Raw genomic sequence first — 19,353 nt, forward strand, 5'->3', positions numbered from 1 at the left:
GCGCGGCCGCCGGTGTTTCTCGCTTCGCAGGGCTCGCCCTCGGCCTAGACTTCGTTGGCACGTCATCATCGCAGGTCGGTGACGAATTCGACCGAAGTCGTCGCTCGTTCACGAGGGGGATCATGTCCAACGCGCCGCTCGCAGCGCCCACCGCGGGACCACCGGTTCCGGCCGTCGGCCGACCGAACGCACTCGGCATCGCAGTGCTGACGCTCGGTCTGCTCAATCTGTTGCTCGGCTTCGGCCCGTACTTCGTCGTCCGGGCCTCGGGCGACGTGTTCAACATCAGCGGCTTCCTCCTCCCGCAGGCCCTGCTCGTCGTGGTCTTCCTGCTGTTCTCCGGCATCAGCGCCGGCCTGTCCACCGTGTCCCGGCTGTCCCAGTTCCCCGGCGCGGCGCCGGCCCTGCGTGCGATCGCGACAGCCGCGGCCGCGGTCGGCGCCCTGCTGGCGCTGTTCCTGCTGATCGCGATCAGCAACGTCCCCACCTTCACCGGCAACTTCTTCGACGACTCCGACGACGCGAGCCTCGGCGTCTCGCTCGGCTGGGGCGGGATCGCGATCCTGGCCCTGTCGATCCTGCAGACCGTGGCGGCCTTCCTCGCCCTGGCCTACGACCTCGGGCTGGTCCAGCCCCGGGCAGCCCGCGTGCTCGATCAGGGCGCCGGCCTCCCGCCCGCACCGGCGGAGCCCACCGACGGGGAGACGCCGGGGACGCAGCCGCCCGCGGCCGGGGCGCCCGCGCCGACCAAGCCGTACACGCAGGCGCTCGCGCTCGACCCGTACACCCCGCTGCAGACGCTCGGCCACATCGCCCAGTCCGATGCCGCGCTGCGTCCGTACGTCGCGGCGAACCCCAGCACCTACCCCGACCTGCTGGACTGGCTGGCGGAGCTGGGCGACCCGGAGGTGGACGCCGCGCTGAAGGCTCGGCCGGACCGCCCCGAAGCCAAGAGCGGGGACAAGTCCGCGGACGAGAGCGCCGACAACGACAAGTCCGACAAGATCGACAAGCAGTCCGCCGACGAGGCCACGGCAAAGACCACCGTGAAGGTGGAGGCCCCGTGACCCCCGACGACGGACCGCGCCCCGCCGCCGAGGCGACTCCCCCGCCGCCGCCACCGCCTCCGCCGCCCGCCCAGCCCTTTTTCGACGCACCGACTGGGTTCGACACACCGACTGGGCCCACAACCGGCCGCGGGCCGCTGTCCTGGAAGGGCTGGCTCGGCATCGTCGCGGCCGTGACCGCCGCGGTCGTGCTGCTCGCGGGCGGCGGGTTCCTGCTCAACTGGTCGTTGGCCCGCGACACCGACGGCGAGGCGACGGCCGCCGAGGAGGCCTACGACAGCGACGCTTTCAGCGGTGGCGACTTCGGTGACGGCGACTTCGGCACCGACTCCACCCCGATCACCCCGACCGGCGCCGTCCCGACCTGCGCCGCCTACCCACCCGCGGTCGACTCGACGGGACGCAAGAACTCCTACGAGGCCCCGAACGCCACCGACGGCGACGTCACCACCGCGTGGCGCTGCGGGGGCACGAAGGGCCAGGTGCTCTCGGTGAGCTTCGCCTGCAAGCTGGACCTCACCTCCGTCGGGATCGATCCCGGCTACGACAAGAAGGACGTGGACGGTTCGGACCGGTTCGCCCAGAACCGCAAGGTCACGAAGGTGACCTGGGCCTTCGACGACGGCACCTCGGTCACCCAGGAGGTCCGGCCGGAGCGCGGCATCCAGGCGCTCGAGGTCGACAAGGCGGCCAAGACGGTCACGATGACGATCAACGAGACCGTGGACGGTCAGCCGGTGAAGAACACGGCGGGCCAGGAGTCCGCGCCGTTCAACGACGTCACCTCGGTCAGCGAGGTCCGGTTCACCGGTCGCGCCGAAGCCGGGGCCGATCCCTGCGTCGAATAGACCGCATCACACGACCCGGCCGCGCACCTCGACCACCCTGCCGCGCAGCATGACCAGGTCCGGGGCGGAGAGCACCTCGGGCCCGGTGCGCGGGTCCTGTTCGTAGACGAGCAGGTCTGCAGGCGCGCCGGGTTCGAGCCCGGGCCTGCCCAGCCAGGACCGGGCGTCCCAGCACGCCGCGCCGAGGGCCTTGGTCGGGCCGAGCCCGGCCTGCGCGAGCGCGGCGACCTCGTCCGCGACCCGCCCGTGCACGATCGAGCCGCCCGCGTCGGTGCCCGCGTAGATCGGGATGCCTGCGTCGTGCGCGTCGCCGACGGTGCGACGGACCCGCGCGTGCAGCTCGCGCATGTGGCGCGCGTAGACGGGGTAACGGGTGGCCGAGTCCGCGATGCCGGGGAAGGTGTCGATGTTGATCAGCGTCGGCACCAGCGCGGTGCCGCGCTCGACCATCAGCTCGATCGTCTCGGAGGTCAGGCCGGTGCCGTGTTCGATGCAGTCGATGCCCGCGTTGATCAGGCCCGGCAGCGCGTCCTCGGAGAAGACGTGCGCGGTAACCCTGGCGCCGACCCGGTGCGCGGCCTCGATGGACTCCTTGAGGATGTCGTCGCTCCACAACGGGCGCAGGTCGCCCACCGAGCGGTCGATCCAGTCCCCGACGATCTTGACCCAGCCGTCGCCCAGCAGCGCCTGCTGGGTGACCGCCTCCGGCAGCTGCGACTCGTCCTCGAGGTCGACCGCCAGCCCGGGGATGTACCGCTTCGGCATCGCGATGTGCCGACCGGCCCGGATGATCCGCGGCAGGTCCTCGCGCGCGTCGAGGTCCCTGGTGTCCACCGGCGACCCCGCGTCGCGCAGCAGCAGCGCGCCGACCGCGCGTTCGGCCTCGGCCTGCGCGACAAGTCCCTGCTCGTCCTCGTGACCCCCGCCGTACTTGATGCCGACGTGGCAGTGCGCGTCGACCAGCCCGGGCAGGATCCAGCCCGATTCGCACAGGGACTCCGCGCCGGGCACCGGCTGATCGGAGATCACCCCGCCGTCGACCCACAGTTCCAACGGCTGCCCGTCGGGCAGACCGACACCGCGCAGCCGGAAGGACCCTGGACGGGCGGGCACCACGGCTACTTCTTGGGCAGCTTCAACTGGGACAGGTCGATGCCCTCGAGGCCGGGCGGCAGCTCGTCGAGCCCCTTCGGCATCTTCGACAAGTCCATGCCGGCGGGCAGTCCGGGGAACCCGGCGGGCATCCCGCCCGGCATCCCGCCTGGCATGCCGGGGAAGCCGCCGCGGATCTTCGGCTGCGTCGGCCCCTTGCCGCCCTTCTTGCCCTTCTTGCCCTTCTTGCTGCGCTGGCTCGAACGGGCCCCTGGCATCCCCATCCGGCCCGCCATCGCGGCCATCATCTTGCGGGCCTCGAAGAACCGGTCCACCAGCTGGTTGACGTCGGAGACCTTGACGCCGGAGCCGTTGGCGATGCGCAGCCGACGGGAGGCGTTGATGATCTTCGGGTCCTCGCGCTCCGCGGGCGTCATGCCCCGGATGATCGCCTGGACGCGGTCGAGCTGCTTCTCGTCGACGTTCGCCAGCGCGTCCTTCATCTGCCCGGCGCCCGGCAGCATGCCGAGCAGGTTGCCGATCGGGCCCATCTTCCGCACGGCCATCATCTGCTCGAGGAAGTCCTCGAGGGTGAGCTGCCCGGAACCGATCTTCTGGGCGGTGGCCTCGGCCTGCTGCTGGTCGAAGACCTGCTCGGCCTGCTCGATCAGGCTGAGCACGTCGCCCATGCCGAGGATCCGGCTGGCCATCCGGTCCGGGTGGAAGACGTCGAAGTCCTCGAGCTTCTCGCCCGTTGACGCGAACAGGATCGGCTCGCCGGTGATGTCGCGGACGCTCAGTGCGGCACCGCCGCGGGCGTCGCCGTCGAGCTTGGTGAGCACCACACCGGTGAAGCCGACGCCCGACTTGAACGCCTCGGCGGTGTGCACCGCATCCTGACCGGTCATCGCGTCGAGGACGAACAGCACCTCGTCCGGTTCGACCGCGGTGCGGATGTCCGCGGCCTGCCCCATCAACTCGTCGTCGATGGCGAGGCGTCCCGCGGTGTCGACGATCACCACGTCGTGCTGCTTGGTTCGCGCCTCCGCGATGCCCTGCCTGGCGACCTCGACCGGGTCCGCGGCCGAGACGCCGAGCGGGTTCTCGCCACCGCCGATCGACGTGCCCGGGTGCGGCGCGAACACCGGCACGCCCGCACGCTCGCCGACGATCTGCAGCTGGCTGACCGCGCCGGGACGCTGTAGGTCACAGGCCACCAGGAGCGGCGTGTGACCCTGCCCGGTCAGCCACTTCGCGAGCTTGCCCGCGAGGGTCGTCTTACCAGAGCCCTGCAGGCCGGCCAGCATGATGACGGTCGGCGGGTTCTTCGCGAACCGGAGCCGCCTGGTCTCGCCGCCGAGGATCCCGACGAGCTCCTCGTTGACGATCTTGACGACCTGCTGGGCCGGGTTCAGCGCGCCGGAGACCTCGGCGCCCTTGGCGCGCTCCTTGATCTTCGCGATGAAGGCCCGCACCACCGGCAGCGCCACGTCCGCCTCGAGCAGGGCGAGCCGGATCTCCCTGCAGGTGGCGTCGATGTCGGCGCCGGAGAGGCGCCCCTTGCCCCGGAGGTCCTTGAGGGCACCGGTCAACCTGTCGGAAAGGGATTCGAACACCGATCGGGCTCCTGGCTGTCGCGTGGGCGTTTCGGTCAAGCCTAGCCGCTCTACCCGGCGCCCCCTTCCGTGACGCCATCCTCGGCGCCCTCACCCGTGCGCGGCCGGGGTGCAGGGACCACCGCGAGCATCGCCTCCTCGAACTCTTCCCTGGTGACCCGTGAGTCGGTGTCACCGAGATGGAGACAGAACGCGTCGACCACCGACGAGCCGAGCGTGGAGACCCGTGCCCAGCGGATGTCGGCACCGTGCCGCTCGAGCACGCTCGCCAGCCGGCACAGCAGGCCGAGCCGGTCCTCGGCCCTCAGTTCGAGGATCACCTGGCCGTCCACCTGGGTGTCGAACCAGATGATCCGCGGCGGCGCCTGCGCGTACTGGACGGGCACCCCCTCCGCTCCCCGCTCGAGGGCCTGTTCGGCCAGCGCCTGATTCTCCTTCGCCTCGAGCATCGCGACCAGGTCCAGTTCCCCGGAGATGGCCCGGATCAGTTCCTGGCGCAGCAGGCCTGCCTGCGGCGGCGCACCGAACCGGGGCGCAACGGTGAACGAGTTCACCGCGGCGCCCTCGTGACTGCCGAGGGAGGCCGAGAGCACCCGCAGCGAGTGCAGCGCCAGCACGCCCGCGGCATCCGAGAGCAGGCCGGGAGTGTCCGGCGCGACGACGGTAACGGTGTAGGTGTGCGCGCCCTCCGCGGGTTGCAGCAGCACGTGCACTCCCCCGTCCGCCGCAAGCGCCGCGTGCTCCGGGTCGATCGGATCCGGCGTCGGCAAGTGCTCGCCCGCCATCACCATCCGGCAGCGCCGGACCAGTTCCCTGATCAGCGAGGACTTCCAGTCCCCCCACACACCGGGACCGGTGGCAAGGGAATCGGCCTCGGCGAGCGCGTAGAGCAGTTCGAGCAGCACCGTGTCGCCGCCGAGGGCCTCCGCGACCATCCGGACCGTCGCCGGATCGTCCAGATCGCGGCGGGTGGCGGTTTCCGGCAGCAGCAGGTGGTAGCGCACCATCGCGCTGAGCACCGCCACGTCCGAGGGCCACAGCCCGAGCCGATTGCCGATCTGGTTGGCGAGCTCGGCACCGACGAGGCTGTGGTCGCCGCCGCGCCCCTTCCCGATGTCGTGCAGGAGGGCGCCGAGCACCAGCAGATCGGGCCGCGAGACCCGGGTGGTGAACCCGCTGGCGTAGGCGGCGGTCTCGACGAGGTGCCGGTCCACCGTCCACGTGTGCACCGCGTCCCGCGGCGGCAGGTCGCGGATCGCACCCCATTCCGGCAGCAGCCGCCCCCACAGGCCGGTGCGGTCGAGCGCCTCTATCACCGCGATCGTGTTCCGACCGGACCCCAGCAGCACGAGGAGGTCGTCGAGGGCCTCCTTCGGCCACGGCTCCCTGAGCTCGGGCGCGCTGTCCGAGAGCCGGTTCAACGTCGACGCGGAGATCGGCATGCCGGTCTGCGCGGCCGCGGCCGCCACCCGCATGATCAGCCCCGGGTCCTTGTTCGGCTTGGCATCGCGCGCCAGCACCACCTCACCGGCGTGCTCGACGACGCCCTCGTCGAGGGGTCGCCGCACCGGTACCCGGCGCAGCCGCGACAGGCCCCGGCGCGGCAGCGCGTTGCCCGCCGTCCGCAGCCCGACGTCGACGGAGTAGCTGATCGTGCGGGCCGAGTCGCTGAGCATCCGGGCCAGGTCGAAGCGGTCCCCGATCCGCAGGGCCGCGCCGATCTCGTCGGCGTCCTGGGCACGGAGCTGGTCGCGGCCGCGGCCGGCCACCCGGTGCAGTTCGGTGCGCACGTCAAGCAGCCGCTCGTGCGCGAATGCCAGTCCGCCGCCGGGTGTCTGCGGCCCCAACCCCGGCACCGCGTCGGTCAGCTGCGCGATCGCGAGCGCGCTCAGCAGCTGGATGTCGCGCAGCCCGCCGCGGCCGTTCTTGATGTCCGGTTCGGCCCTGTGCGCGATCTCGCCGCTGCGTGCCCACCTCGCGCGGGACTGCTCGACGAGTTCGTCGAAACGCGAACGGATCCCGGTGCGCCACTGCCGCCGCACCCCGCCGATCAGCAGGTTGCTCAGCTCCACGTCGCCCGCGATGTGCCTGGCCTCCAGCAGACCGAGGGCCGCGGTGAGGTCCGAGGACGCCACCTGCAGCGCCTGCGGGACGGTCCGCACGCTGTGGTCGAGCTTGATGTGCGCGTCCCACAACGGATACCAGAGCCGGTCGGCCACCTCGGAGACGACGGCCGGGTCGAGATCGTCGTGCAGCAGCACCAGGTCAAGGTCGGAGTACGGGAGCAGTTCACGGCGCCCGAGCCCGCCGACGGCGACGATGGCGAATCCGCTGTCCGGCTTGATGCCGAGCTCGGCCCCCTTGGTGGTCAGCCAGAACTCGTGCAGGTCCACCAGCGCCTGGCGAAGGGCGACGGTGTCGAGGCGGCGGCTCCGGGATCCACCGTCGAGCAGCTGCTTCCGGGCGCGGACCAGGTCGTCGGCGGCAACCATGCCCCCGGACGCGGGTGGCCCCGATCCCGCCGACGTCGCGGCGGGATCGGGGCCACCAGATCCGGACCCTGTTGGGTCAGAGCGCATCCGCGCCCCGTTCACCCGTGCGTACGCGGATGACGGATTCGACGGGCGATACCCACACCTTGCCGTCTCCGATCTTCCCGGTACGCGCGGCCTCGACGATGACCTCGACGACCTTGTCCACTGCGGCGTCGTCGACGACGACCTCGACGCGAACCTTCGGCACGAAGTCGACCGAGTACTCGGCACCGCGGTAAACCTCGGTGTGGCCCTTCTGGCGGCCGTAGCCCTGGACCTCACTGACGGTCATACCGAGCACCCCGGCCTGCTCCAGGCCGGTCTTGACGTCCTCGAGGGTGAACGGTTTGACGATTGCGGTGATCAGCTTCATGTTTCTCATGCCTCCCTGACGGTCGAGCGCCCCGGTACCGAGCTTCCGCCGAGCGCGGCGAAATCGTATGCGTTCTCAGCGTGTTCTGCTTCGTCCACGCCGAGCGACTCGGCCTCGTCGCTGGCCCGGAGGCCGATCGTGTACTTGACGATGAGCGCGACGATCGTCGTGGCGACGAGCGAGTACAGCAGAACCGCACCCGCGCCAACTGCCTGACGCCACAGCTGGTCGAAACCTCCACCATAGAACAGACCCTTGACGCCCGCGGGCGCCTCCGCGGTCGCGACGAATCCGACCAGCAGGGTGCCGACCAGACCACCGACGAGGTGGACACCGACGACGTCGAGCGAATCGTCGTAGCCGAAGCGGTACTTCAGGCCGACCGCGAGAGCGCAGAGGACACCCGCGGCGATGCCGATTGCCAGCGCACCGAGCACGTTCACCGAGGAACAGGCCGGGGTGATGGCGACCAGACCGGCGACGATGCCGGAGGCGGCGCCGAGGGTGGTGGCGTGCCCGTCACGAATCCGCTCGACGAGGAGCCAGGACAGCATCGCGGCGCAGGTGGCGATGACGGTGGTGAGGAAGGTGGCACCGGCGATCCCGTTGGAGCCCACCGCGGATCCCGCGTTGAAGCCGAACCAGCCGAACCACAGCAGCGCGGCGCCGAGCATCACGAACGGCAGGTTGTGGGGGCGGAACGGCGTTCCCGGCCATCCGCGGCGCTTGCCGAGGACGATGGCGAGGACCAGACCGGCGATACCGGCGTTGATGTGGACCGCGGTACCACCCGCGAAGTCGATTGCCTTGAGCTGGTTGGCGATCCAGCCGCCCTTCTCCGCGGTCACGCCGTCGAAGGCGAAGACCCAGTGCGCCACCGGGAAGTACACGATGGTCGCCCACAGGCCCGCGAACAGGAGCCAGGGCCCGAACCGGAGGCGGTCGGCGACCGCGCCCGAGATCAGGGCGACGGTGATGATCGCGAACATCGCCTGGAAGGCGACGAACACGGTGGCCGGGATGGTTCCGACGAGCGGGATCGCCACGCCTGCGCCGGTGTCGGCGTCGGCCAGATAGGCGCCGCCGAAGATGCCCTTCAGGCCGAAGTACTGGAACGGATCGCCGAAGAGGCCACCCTTGTCCTCACCGAAGGCCACCGAGTAGCCGTACAGGACCCAGAGGATGCCCACGACGCCCATCGCGCCGATGCTCATCATGATCATGTTCAGCACGCTCTTGGCCCGGACCATGCCGCCGTAGAAGAACGCGAGCCCCGGCGTCATCAGCAACACGAGCGCGGCGCTGATCAGCATCCACGCGGTGTCCCCGGTGTCCGGCGCCCCGATTGTGGGAAATTCCACGTTGAGCCTCCTCCTTCTGTCGTCCCGCCCCTTGCGGCTTTCGACTTGGTGTGAAGACTGCTGATCCGGTGTTTCAGCTGTGGCGCTGCCGTGTTTCGCTCGAGTGAACGCATCGCGGGAATGTGTTGCTTCTGCGTTTCACGATCCTGTCGCCCCCGTGAATGTCCCTGTGCGGAGTCCGAGCCGGGCGTGGCCCGGCCGGTTCGTTACTGATTCGTTAGGCGTCCGGCCACGGCCACGACCGCACCGAGAGGGCACCCCCGGATCAGCCGAGCAGCGCGTCCACGAAGGCACCCGGCTCGAACGGCGCGAGGTCGTCCGCACCCTCCCCCAGCCCGACGAGCTTCACCGGAACCCCCAGCTCGTGCTGCACCTGGAAGACGATGCCGCCCTTCGCCGTGCCGTCGAGCTTGGTCAGCACCACGCCGGTGATGTCGACGACCTCGGCGAACACCCGGGCCTGGACCAGCCCGTTCTGACCGACGGTTGCGTCGAGCACCAGCAGCACCTCGTCGACGACGGCGCGCTTCTCCACGACCCGCTTGACCTTGCCCAGCTCGTCCATCAGCCCGGTCTTGGTGTGCAGGCGGCCCGCGGTGTCCACGATCACGACGTCGACCCCGGTCTCGATGCCCTTGGTCACCGAGTCGAAGGCGATCGCGGCGGGGTCACCGCCCTCGGGACCACGCACCACCTCGGCGCCCACCCGCTCAGCCCAGGTCTGCAGCTGGTCGGCGGCGGCAGCGCGGAAGGTGTCGGCGGCGCCCAGCAGCACCCGGCGACCGTCCGCGACGAGCACGCGCGCCAGTTTGCCGGTGCTCGTGGTCTTGCCGGTGCCGTTGACACCGACGACGAGCAGCACCCCTGGAGTCGCATCGTGCGGCAGCGCCTTGATCGAGCGGTCGAACTCGGGATGAAGCGCGTCGATCAGCACCGCGCGCAGCATGGCCCTCGCCTCCGCCTCGGTCTTGACCGTGCCCGCGGCCATCTCGGCCCGCAGCCTGGTCACGATCTGCTCGGTGGTGGCGCTGCCGAGGTCCGCGATCAGCAGCGTGTCCTCGATCTCCTCCCAGGAGTCCTCGTCCAGGTCGCCGCCGCCGAGCAGACCCAGCAGGCTCTTGCCGACCGCGGACTGCGAGCGCGAGAGCCGGCCGCGCAGCCGGTCCAGCCGGCCCGCGGTCGGCGCGATCTCCTCCACCGGGGCGGGGGCGGCCGCAGGCGCCTCCTCGACGGGGGCAGGCTCTGCGGGAGCCGGAGCCGGAGCAGCCGCAGGCGCCTTTTCTACAGGGGCCGCCTCGACCGGAGCGGGCGCGGCGGGGGCTTCGGGGGCGGGAGCGGCCGCGGGCGCCTCCTCCACGGGAGCAGGCGGGGCAGGGGTGGGCGCGGGCTCAACCGGGGCGGGTGCCGACTCGGCCGGGGCAGGCGGCACCTCCGTCACCCGCTCCTCGACCGGCTCCGCCACCGGCGGAGTCGGCCGCGACACTGGCGGCGCGGTGGCCGTCGCGCCCTGGCTGAAGCTGAACCCGCTCTCGGGCTTGTATCCGCCCGAGCGGTCCTTCGCTTCCCCGATCTGACCGGGCGCCTGCTGGGTGGGCTGCAGGCTGACCCGCCGCCTCCTGTACAGCGCCCAGCCCGCGACGAGCGCGACGAGAAGGACGGCCACGACGGCCGCGATTGCGATCCAAGCTCCGGTAGTCACGCCCCCCATCCTTTCAGGCACCGATCCGGCGCAGAGAGGCGACGCGAGATCCCCCGGTCAGCGAGCGGTCGGGGACCCGCTCGTCACTCCGCGACCGGCTGGGGAACGGCCAGGTTCTGCCCCCGCAGACGCTGCGAGATGACCTGCGTGATGCCGTCGCCACGCATGCTGACGCCGTACAGCGCGTCGGCCACCTCCATGGTCGGCTTCTGGTGCGTGATGACGATCAGCTGCGACTTCTCGCGGAGCTGCTCGAACAGACCGATCAGGCGCCGGAGGTTGGTGTCGTCGAGGGCGGCCTCCACCTCGTCCATCACATAGAACGGGGAGGGACGGGCACGGAAGATCGCCACGAGCATGGCCACCGCGGTCAGCGACTTCTCGCCACCGGAGAGCAGCGAGAGGCGCTTGACCTTCTTGCCCGGCGGACGCGCCTCCACCTCGATGCCGGTGGTGAGCATGTCGGACGGATCGGTCAGCACCAGCCTGCCCTCGCCGCCGGGGAACAGTTTCGCGAACACCCCGACGAACTCGCGCTCGACGTCCAGCCACGCATCGGTGAACACCTGCAGGATCCGGGCGTCGACGTCAGCGACCACCCCGAGCAGGTCCTTGCGCGCGGTCTTGACGTCCTCGAGCTGGGTGGCCAGGAAGTTGTAGCGCTCCTCGAGCGCCGCAAACTCCTCCAGCGCAAGCGGATTGACCTTGCCGAGGGTCGCGAGGTCCCGCTCGGCCCGTTTGGCCCGCCGTTCCTGGGTCTCCCGGTCGTACGGCATCGGTGCCGGCGCCACCACCTGTTCGCCCCGCTCACGCGCCTGCTCGTACTCGGCCATCTCCAGGGCCGAGGGCGGCAGCGGTACGTCGGGTCCGTACTCCGCGACGAGGTCTTCCAGGCCGATGCCGTGCTGCTCCGAGATGGTCTCCTCGAGCTGCTCGATCCGCAGCGCGGCCTGAGCCCGGGCGACCTCGTCGCGGTGCACGGCGTCGGTGAGCGCGGTCAGCTGGCCGGTGTACTGCCGCACCCGCTCCTTGACCGTCTCCAGTTGCTGCGTCCGCTCCGTCCGCTGCCGGGTCAGCTCGTCGCGGTGCGCCACGGCGGCCGCGACCACCTGTTCCAGGTGAGCCGCCACCCGCTGGCCCGACTCGGCGACCGCGGCGGCGACGGCGGCCGCGTTCTGTCGCGCGGCCATGGCACGCTCGGCGCGGGCCCGTGCCTCGCGTTCCACCTGCGCCGCGCGCCGAAGCGAATCCGCCTTGCCGCGAACCGATTCCGCTCGTTCCTCGGCGGTCCGCAGCGTCAGCCGCGCTTCCATCTCCACGGACCGCACCTCGGCCAGCGCCGCGGCCGCGGCCTCCCGCTCGCCGCTGCTCGGGTCTCCTGCCGCGGGATCGCTGTCCAGCGACTGCTCCTGCTGGGCCAGCGCGAGGCGCTCCTCCAGCTCCCGCAACGACGCGACCGCCTCCTCACGGCGCGCCTCCGCCGCGGTGCGCTGGCCCGCCAGCCGATCGGACTCGGCGTGCGCGGCGCGGGCCACCTGACCGAGCCTGCCGAGCTGCTCGTAGATCGCCGACAGGGCCGCGTCGGACTCGTTGAGCGCGGCCAGGGTCTGCTCCGCGGACTCGGCGCGGAGCTCGCGTTCGGTGGTGGCCCCCGACAGCGCGGCGGAGAGCTCGTCCGCGCGCCGCTCGGCGTCCGCGAGGCCGGCCGTGGACGCGTCGATGGCCGACTGCACCTCGAGGGTGGAGGGTCGCCGATCGGAGCCACCGGTCATCCAGCCGGACCCGAGGAGGTCGCCGTCCCTGGTGACCGCGCGCAGGCCGGGCCGTCCTGCGACGAGGTCCACGGCCTCCTCGAGGGTGTCCACAACTGCCACCTCGCCGAGCAGCGCGCTCAGCGCTCCCCGCAGGTTGTCGGGATGTTCGACCAGGTCGAGGGCGCGCTGCGCGGATCCGGGCAGCGCGGCGTCGTCACGCGGCGACGCCGGGGCGCCATCCCCGACCACCAGTGCGGCCCTGCCTCCGTCGGCCTCCTTGAGCGCGGCGACGGCCGACCGCGCGGCCGCCACCGTCTGTGCCGCGATGGCGTCGGCGGCGGGCCCGAGCGCGGCGGCGATCGCGACCTCGTAGCCGTGCCGGATGCGGAGCATCCCGGCGAGCGGGCCGATCAATCCGTCCCCGGAACGATGTTCGATCAGCCAGGCGGCGCCGTCCTTCTGCTGCAGTCCGATCGAGAGCGCCTCGATCCTGGCCCTCAGCGACGCGACCTCCTGACCGGCGGCGCGCTCGGCGTCCTGCAGTTCGGTGACCCGGGCGGTGGCCGCCTCGAGCGCGGCGACGGCGCGTTCGTTCTGGGTGTCGAGCCCGAGTTCGCCCTCGTCGAGATCACCGATCTGCGCCTGCACGCCTTCGAATTCCGCCTGCGCCGCATCGCCGCGGGCGCGCGCGTCCTCGATGGCCAACGTCAGCCGCGCCATCTCGGCGTCGACGGAGTCCGCCCGGGTGCGGAGGGTGTCCACCTGGCCGGAGAGCCGGGCCAGGCCCTCACGACGGTCGGCGATGGCCCTGACCGCGGCCATGTGCGCCCGCTCGGCAGCGGCGGAGGCCTCTTCGTACTCGGTCAGCGTGTCCTTCGCGGCGTCGAGGGTGGCCCTGGCCATCTCGACCGCGGCCACCAGCTCCTCCTCCTCCGCCGCGACGCGTTCGGCCTGTGCCTCGAGCTGGTCGGGGTCCTGCCCGCGACTCGAGGTGGGCGCGCTGTCGAGGTGGCGGGCACGTTCGCTGGCGATCCTGATCGTGGCGTTGACCCGCTCGGCCAGCGCGGAGAGCTGGAACCATGTCTGACCCGCGGCCTCCGCACTCGGGGTCAGCCGGGCCAACGCCTGCTCGTGGGCACCGAGTTCAGCGGACGCCGCCTCGAGCTCGGCCTGCACGTGCTCCTGCTGGGCTCTGGCCATCGCCTCGTCCTTGGACTGCGACGCCAGCTCGGCCCGCCGGGTGACCAGGTCGTCGGCCACCAACCGAAGCCGGGCGTCGCGCAGGTCGGCCTGCACGGTCTGCGCGCGGCGCGCGACCTCGGCCTGCCTGCTCAGCGGTTTGAGCTGACGACGCAGTTCGGTCGTGAGGTCGGTCAGCCGGGCGAGGTTGGCCTGCATGGCGTCCAGCTTGCGGACGGCCTTTTCCTTGCGCTTGCGGTGTTTGAGGACGCCCGCGGCCTCCTCGATGAACGCGCGGCGATCCTCCGGACGGGACTCCAGGATGGCGGCCAGGCGGCCCTGACCCACGATGACATGCATCTCCCGGCCGATGCCGGAGTCGCTGAGCAGCTCCTGGACGTCCATCAACCGGCACGAGCTGCCGTTGATCTCGTATTCGCCCGCGCCGTCGCGGAACATCCTCCTGGTGATCGAGACCTCGGAGTACTCGATCGGCAGCGCGCCGTCGGAGTTGTCGATGGTGAGCGTCACCTCGGCGCGGCCGAGCGGGGGCCTGCCGGAGGTGCCTGCGAAGATGACGTCTTCCATCTTGCCGCCGCGCAGGGCCTTCGCGCCCTGCTCGCCCATCACCCAGGTGAGGGCGTCGAGGATGTTCGACTTGCCGGACCCGTTCGGTCCCACCACGCAGGTGATGCCCGGTTCGAACCGCAGAGTCGTGGCGGACGCGAAGGATTTGAAGCCCTTCAGCGTCAGACTCTTGAGATGCATGGCGAATGACGTTACTGCACCGCACCGACCGAATCGGCCATTGAACGCCGCGCCGGGGCGAGCACCAGACCTTCGCCCCGGCGCCCTCGAGTTACCCCCGGGCGCCGGGAACCGGGGAGCCCACCGTGAACTTCGCGCCGAACGGGTCGGTGACCTCCGCGGTCCGCCCGTACGGCATGTCCGTCGGGTCGTCCGCGGTGCCCCCGGCCGCTCGGGCAGCGGCGACGGCCGCGTTCGCATCGTCCACCTGGAACAGCGTGCCCCAGACCGATGCGGGCGCGCCCGGGTCTCCCATGATGCCGCCGATCTCGTGTCCGTCCGGTCGGCGTAGAAATGTGAAGTCCATACCGGGCAGGTCGTCGTTCCCATCGAGTGTGAAGTCGAACACTGCTGCGTAGAAGTCGCGGGCCGGGCCGGGTCTCGGCGTCACCAGGTCGTTGCGCAGCAGCGTGTTCGGCTCGTTCACCAACTCGCAGCCGACGTGCGCCTGCCCCTGCCACAGCCCGAACTGTCCGCCCGAGGGATCACGCATGATCGCCATCCGGCCCTGCCCCATCACGTCCATCGGTTCGACCAGCACGACACCGCCCGCGTCCCTGGAACGAGCGACCGTTTCGTCGACGTCGTCGGTTGCCAGGTAGACGTTCCACCAGAAATCGGTCGCGTTCTCGTCGGGGTTCGGCATAAGTGCGGCGACCTTCTTGCCCCGCAACAGACACATCGTGTACCGCCCGGATTCTTCGGGGCCGATGTCGAATTCCCAGCCGAAGACCTGCCCGTAGAACGACATCGCCCGATCCAGGTCGGGGATGCCCAGGTCGATCCAGGTAGGGGTGCCAAGCGGTTGGTTCGTCGTGACGGCGCTCATCGCTACTCCTCAACTGTCGGGTACGCCGTCGACGGTAGCCTTCGGCGCCGACACGGACCCTGCATTACTCTCCCCCGAGTGATCGATGATGTGACCAGTTCCAAGGGGCTCAGGGCGGGGGCCCTGAGCCTGACTTCCAGCGTGGTGATCGGGGTGGCCTCGGCCGGCCCCGCCTACAGCATCGCCGCCACCCTCGGCCTCGTCGTCGCCGCGGTCGGGCTGCAGGCCCCTGTGGTCGCGTTGCTCGCGTTCGTCCCGATCCTGTTCGCCGCGTTCGGCTACAAGGAACTCAACCGCGCCGACCCGGACTGCGGCACCACCTTCGTCTGGGCCACGCGTGCGTTCGGCCCGTCCTGGGGATGGATGGCCGGCTGGGCCATTGTGGTCGCGGACGTCCTGGTGATGGCGAGCATGGCCCAGGTCGCGGGCCAGTACACCTTCCTGCTGTTCGGCGCGGACGGGATCGGCCACGACGCGACCAGCGTCTGGGTGCTCCTGCTCGGCGTCGCGTTCATGCTCGCCATGACCTACCTGTGCTTCCGCGGCATCGACATCTCGGCTCGCTTCCAGTCGGTGCTGCTGACGATCGAGTTCGTCGCGCTTGTGGTGTTCGCGGTGGTCGCCCTCGTCCGAGTGTGGATGGGCAACGCGGGCGCGGCGGCCCTGACCCCACAGTGGAGCTGGTTCAACCCGTTCGAGATCGGTTCGTTCTCCACGTTCGTCAACGCGATCCTGCTGATGGTGTTCATCTACTGGGGCTGGGACTCGGTGGTGTCCGTCAACGAGGAGACCGTCGACAAGCGGAGCACTCCCGGTCGCTCCGCGGTCATCTCGACCGTCGTGCTCGTCTCGTTGTACGTGCTGGTGACGGTCGCCGCGCAGTCCTTCGCCGGTGTCGGCACCGAGGGCACGGGGTTGGCCAATCCCGAGCATTTCGACGACTTCTTCGCCGCGATCGGGACCGCGGTGTTCGGCGAGGGCCTGCTGGGACAGCTGCTCGTGCACGTCCTGCTGCTGATGATCCTGACCTCGGCGATCGCGTCGACGCAGACCACAATCCTGCCGACCGCACGCACCACCCTGTCGATGGGTGTGTTCAAGGCGCTGCCGGACAGCTTCGCGAAGGTGCATCCCCGCTTCCTGACACCCACGGTGTCCACCCTGGCGATGGGCGGGGTGTCCGCGGGGCTCTACATCGCGTTCAACTTCGTCTCCGCGGGCAACCTGATCTTCGATTCGGTCTCCGCGATCGGGATCGCCGTCGGCTTCTACTACGGCATCACCGGCGTGTCCTGCGCCTGGCTGTACCGCGACACCCTGCGCGACGGTCGACGCGAACTGTGGATGCGGGGCATCCTCCCGCTTCTCGGCGGCGCGATGCTGCTGTTCTCCGCAGGTTGGACGGCGGTCACCTCGTTCGCCTCGGACTACGGCGAGACCAGCTGGACGATGCCCTTCGCCCCGCACTGGCAGGTCGGTGGCGTGTTCATCCTCGGCGTCGGGTCGATGCTGTTGGGCCTGCCGCTGATGTGGTGGTGGCGCAGCCGCAACCGCGTGTTCTTCGACGGCGAGATCATCGAGCGCCGACTGCCCGGACCCGAGGCCCGCGACCGCGAGCCGGTCGCCTGAGGTCGCCCCGCTCCCCCTACGGCGGGTCAGTCGCGCTTGGCGGACGGCATGACCCGCTTGAGCACCTCGAGCATGGGGCGCTGATACCACGAACCGAGAACGCGCACCATGAGGTCCAGCCCGCGGGCATCGCCACCGACGAGCACCCGGGCCCGGTTCTTCGCGACGCCGTCGAGGATGATCTCCGCCGCCTTCTCCGGGCTCATCCTCAGCAGCTTCTCGTTGTAGAGCGCGGTCTCCGCCTCGTCCTTTGTCGGACCCGCGTGCCCGGCGTTGTTGGCGACGTTGGTCTTGACGCCTCCCGGGTGCACACACGTGACGCGCACGGGGTGTCCGCCTGCGAGCATCTCCAGTCGCAACGACTCGGTGAAGCCGCGGACCGCGAACTTCGCTGAGTTGTAAGCACTCTGACGGGGCAGGGCGAGAATGCCGTAGAGGCTGGACGTGTTGATCACGTGTCCGTCGCCCGACTCGATGAGATGCGGCAGGAAGGCCTTGGTGCCGTTGACGACGCCCCAGTAGTCGACGTCGACGACCCGCTCGATGTCCTTGAACTCGGATTCGAGAATGGTGCCGGAGAAGGCGATTCCCGCGTTGTTGTAGACCTGGTTGACGACGCCGAAATGCTCGACAACGGCATCGGCGTAGCGCAGGACCGATTCGCGTTCGGACACGTCGAGCCGGTCCGACCGCACGTCGGCGCCCAATTCCTCGAGCAGCGCGACGGTCGCGGCGAGACCATCGGTGTCCACGTCGGACACCGCGAGTCGCGCCCCGCGGCGCGCCAGACCGAGTGCCAGGGTTCGCCCCATACCGGAGCCTGCGCCGGTGACGACCGCGACACGGCCGGCGAATTCGCTCATGTCGCCAACCTACCCCCACCGTGGAAGTGGGGCGCCCCTACAGGATCGCGACCGCGACGATCAGACCGAGCGCGACGTGAGCGGCCGCCACGACGAGCACCTCGGGGGTGAAGCGCTCCTCGGCGAGCACCTCGCCGATGTCGATGCCGGTCACGAGCTCGATGAATCGCACGGAGAACACCTGCGCGACGATCCCCAACAGGCCGAAGACGAGCGTGTAGATCAGGCCCTCGACCAGCCGGCCGGAGGAGGCGTAGATCGCCAGCACGATGATCAGCGCCATGCTCACCATGCCCGCGGACGTCACGATCGCGGCGTTGGGCCTGCCCTCGCGCACCAGCGTCCGCAGATGACCGGGCGTGGTCCAGTCGATGGCGTAGAAGCCGAGGACCATCAGCACCAGACCGACGATCGCGTACAGCGCGATCGCGGAGACACCCCTGCCCAGATCGGACCAGTAGTCACTGCCGAGGGCCAGCACCTCAGTCGTCATCAATCGCTCCGTTTCGGTATGCGTCGGGTTCCAGAGTGCGGTCACGGCTGCGGGATCCGGTGCGGCACGAAGGCGGCGCCGTCATCGGTGATCAGCCCGGAGGTCTCCCTGATGCCGAGGCCCGCGGCGGTGTCGCCGACGATCCAGGCTCCGAGTGCCGGGCGCATGCCGTCGAATTCCGGTAGCGGGTCGAGCAATTGGTAGACAAAGCCCTCGTCGCCGTAGATGCCGCCGGTGGTCGTCTCCATGCCTGCCCCGACCACCGAGATGTTCGCGCCCTCCCGGCCGAGCCTGGGCTTGCGCACGTACTCGGTGAGCTCGTGCGGGTCATCGAGATAGGCGGGCAACAGGTTCGGGTGCCCGGGGTACATGCCCCACAGCACCGCCAGGATCGCCTTGTTGCTCAGCAGCGTCTTCCAGAGCGGCTCGATCCACATCGTCTCCGGGAGCAGCTCGAGGGCCTTCTTCCCGAAGTCGTCGTCGAGCACCCACTCCCAGGGGTAGAGCTTGAACAGGGTCGAGATAGGTGCCTCTTCGAGGTCGACGAACCGGTGCAGGTCCTCGTCGTAGCCGATCTCCTCGATCGCCAGCGCCACGGTGTTCAGTCCCGCCTCCGCCGCGGTCTCCTGGAGGTAGGCGACGGTGATGTTGTCCTCCCCGCTGGCATCCGCGGACGACCAGGAGAAGTGCGCCTCGTCGCCGGGCAACCGGTCGCGGATCGCTCCCCATCGCTCGACCAGCGCCTCGTGCAGCGAGTTCCACTGGTCGTCGTCGGGATGGGTGTCCTTGAGCCAATGCCATTGCAGGATTGACGCTTCGAGCAGCGTGGTCGGCGTGTCCGCGTTGTACTCCAGCAGCTTCGCCGGACGCCGACCGTCGTAACGGAGGTCGAAGCGACCGTAGACGTGCGGGTCGCCGCGGCGCCAGGACTCGGCGATCGGACCCCAGGTCCATTCCGGCAGACCGAAGTCCGCGAACCGTTCGGTGAGGATCACTTGCTCGACCGCGTTGAGGCACATCGAGTGCAGCAGTTCGACATCGGCCTCGATCGCCAGGATCTCGTCCATGTCGAACTCGTAGTGCACCGACTCGTCCCAGTAGGGCCGTGCGGTGCCGTCCCCGAGCCGGGCAGGGGTGCCGTAGACCAGCCCCTGGGACTCGACGATCTTCTGCCACCCCTGACGCGGGGTGGAACGAACTCTGCGCACG

General features: G+C 70.3%; 14 protein-coding genes. 3 read left to right on the forward strand and 11 right to left on the reverse strand.

Annotated elements, in window-relative coordinates; translation table 11 throughout:
- The first annotated feature begins 122 nt into the window (after nucleotides 1-122).
- Entirely contained in the window at nucleotides 123-1,067 is a 945-nt protein-coding gene (locus RM1_RS04015) for a DUF5336 domain-containing protein (RefSeq protein ID WP_072750103.1), read from the forward strand.
- A complete protein-coding gene (locus RM1_RS04020; protein WP_143069379.1) occupies nucleotides 1,064-1,915 on the forward strand; it encodes an NADase-type glycan-binding domain-containing protein in 852 nt (283 codons plus the stop codon). Before RM1_RS04015 ends, RM1_RS04020 begins: the two co-directional genes overlap by 4 nt.
- A 6-nt stretch (nucleotides 1,916-1,921) precedes the next feature.
- On the opposite strand, the gene RM1_RS04025 is transcribed toward RM1_RS04020, so the two are convergent.
- From RM1_RS04025 to RM1_RS04060, 8 genes are all read right to left on the reverse strand, one after another.
- The gene (locus RM1_RS04025) at nucleotides 1,922-3,028 is read right to left on the reverse strand and encodes an amidohydrolase family protein (protein WP_072750182.1); all 1,107 of its coding nucleotides are present in this window, start codon (nucleotides 3,026-3,028) and stop codon (nucleotides 1,922-1,924) included.
- Between the two features lie 5 nt (nucleotides 3,029-3,033).
- Nucleotides 3,034-4,623: a signal recognition particle protein gene (gene ffh, locus RM1_RS04030; RefSeq protein ID WP_072750105.1), complete on the reverse strand. Its 1,590-nt coding sequence runs from the start codon at nucleotides 4,621-4,623 to the stop codon at nucleotides 3,034-3,036.
- Nucleotides 4,624-4,673: 50 nt separating this feature from the next.
- Nucleotides 4,674-7,202 carry a [protein-PII] uridylyltransferase gene (locus RM1_RS04035; protein WP_072750183.1) on the reverse strand — a complete coding sequence of 843 codons (2,529 nt, stop codon included), beginning with the start codon at nucleotides 7,200-7,202 and terminating at the stop codon, nucleotides 4,674-4,676.
- A complete protein-coding gene (locus RM1_RS04040) occupies nucleotides 7,192-7,530 on the reverse strand; it encodes a P-II family nitrogen regulator (protein ID WP_005240467.1) in 339 nt (112 codons plus the stop codon). The genes RM1_RS04035 and RM1_RS04040 overlap by 11 nt, the downstream gene beginning before the upstream one ends.
- A 5-nt stretch (nucleotides 7,531-7,535) precedes the next feature.
- Entirely contained in the window at nucleotides 7,536-8,843 is a 1,308-nt protein-coding gene (locus tag RM1_RS04045; protein ID WP_174562912.1) for an ammonium transporter, read from the reverse strand.
- A gap of 313 nt (nucleotides 8,844-9,156) precedes the next feature.
- On the reverse strand, nucleotides 9,157-10,599 hold the full coding sequence (gene ftsY, locus RM1_RS04050; protein WP_174562907.1) for a signal recognition particle-docking protein FtsY: 1,443 nt from the start codon (nucleotides 10,597-10,599) through the stop codon (nucleotides 9,157-9,159).
- 74 nt (nucleotides 10,600-10,673) lie between these two features.
- Nucleotides 10,674-14,291 (reverse strand): chromosome segregation protein SMC, encoded by a 3,618-nt coding sequence (smc, locus tag RM1_RS04055; protein WP_072750108.1) that lies wholly within the window; start codon nucleotides 14,289-14,291, stop codon nucleotides 10,674-10,676.
- Between the two features lie 91 nt (nucleotides 14,292-14,382).
- On the reverse strand, nucleotides 14,383-15,159 hold the full coding sequence (locus RM1_RS04060; RefSeq protein ID WP_072750109.1) for a VOC family protein: 777 nt from the start codon (nucleotides 15,157-15,159) through the stop codon (nucleotides 14,383-14,385).
- A 78-nt stretch (nucleotides 15,160-15,237) separates the two neighbouring features.
- On the opposite strand from RM1_RS04060, the gene RM1_RS04065 reads away from it, so the two are divergent.
- A complete protein-coding gene (locus RM1_RS04065) occupies nucleotides 15,238-16,788 on the forward strand; it encodes an APC family permease (RefSeq protein WP_245816012.1) in 1,551 nt (516 codons plus the stop codon).
- Nucleotides 16,789-16,814: 26 nt separating this feature from the next.
- On the opposite strand, the gene RM1_RS04070 is transcribed toward RM1_RS04065, so the two are convergent.
- From RM1_RS04070 to RM1_RS04080, 3 genes are read right to left on the reverse strand one after another with little or no spacing between them, the layout of a single operon-like run.
- The gene (locus RM1_RS04070; protein WP_072750110.1) at nucleotides 16,815-17,651 is read right to left on the reverse strand and encodes an SDR family NAD(P)-dependent oxidoreductase; all 837 of its coding nucleotides are present in this window, start codon (nucleotides 17,649-17,651) and stop codon (nucleotides 16,815-16,817) included.
- Between the two features lie 37 nt (nucleotides 17,652-17,688).
- Nucleotides 17,689-18,144 carry a DUF350 domain-containing protein gene (locus tag RM1_RS04075; protein WP_027499271.1) on the reverse strand — a complete coding sequence of 152 codons (456 nt, stop codon included), beginning with the start codon at nucleotides 18,142-18,144 and terminating at the stop codon, nucleotides 17,689-17,691.
- 41 nt (nucleotides 18,145-18,185) lie between these two features.
- Complete coding sequence (locus tag RM1_RS04080) at nucleotides 18,186-19,352, reverse strand: glutathionylspermidine synthase family protein (RefSeq protein ID WP_072750111.1); 1,167 nt, start codon at nucleotides 19,350-19,352, stop codon at nucleotides 18,186-18,188.
- Nucleotide 19,353 lies beyond the last annotated feature (1 nt).

Source organism: Rhodococcus maanshanensis NBRC 100610 (genome assembly GCF_001894865.1).
GTDB classification, from domain to species: Bacteria; Actinomycetota; Actinomycetes; order Mycobacteriales; family Mycobacteriaceae; genus Rhodococcus_G; species Rhodococcus_G maanshanensis.

What these genes read in the sequence shown, in the direction of transcription:
- RM1_RS04075 (WP_027499271.1), bottom strand. Translation starts at nt 18,144, where the DNA reads ATGACGACTGAGGTGCTGGCCCTCGGCAGTGACTACTGGTCCGATCTG.
- RM1_RS04015 (WP_072750103.1), top strand. Translation starts at nt 123, where the DNA reads ATGTCCAACGCGCCGCTCGCAGCGCCCACCGCGGGACCACCGGTTCCG.
- ftsY (WP_174562907.1), bottom strand. Translation starts at nt 10,599, where the DNA reads ATGGGGGGCGTGACTACCGGAGCTTGGATCGCAATCGCGGCCGTCGTG.
- RM1_RS04045 (WP_174562912.1), bottom strand. Translation starts at nt 8,843, where the DNA reads ATGCTGATCAGCGCCGCGCTCGTGTTGCTGATGACGCCGGGGCTCGCG.
- RM1_RS04070 (WP_072750110.1), bottom strand. Translation starts at nt 17,651, where the DNA reads ATGAGCGAATTCGCCGGCCGTGTCGCGGTCGTCACCGGCGCAGGCTCC.
- RM1_RS04060 (WP_072750109.1), bottom strand. Translation starts at nt 15,159, where the DNA reads ATGAGCGCCGTCACGACGAACCAACCGCTTGGCACCCCTACCTGGATC.
- RM1_RS04040 (WP_005240467.1), bottom strand. Translation starts at nt 7,530, where the DNA reads ATGAAGCTGATCACCGCAATCGTCAAACCGTTCACCCTCGAGGACGTC.
- RM1_RS04035 (WP_072750183.1), bottom strand. Translation starts at nt 7,202, where the DNA reads ATGCGCTCTGACCCAACAGGGTCCGGATCTGGTGGCCCCGATCCCGCC.
- smc (WP_072750108.1), bottom strand. Translation starts at nt 14,291, where the DNA reads ATGCATCTCAAGAGTCTGACGCTGAAGGGCTTCAAATCCTTCGCGTCC.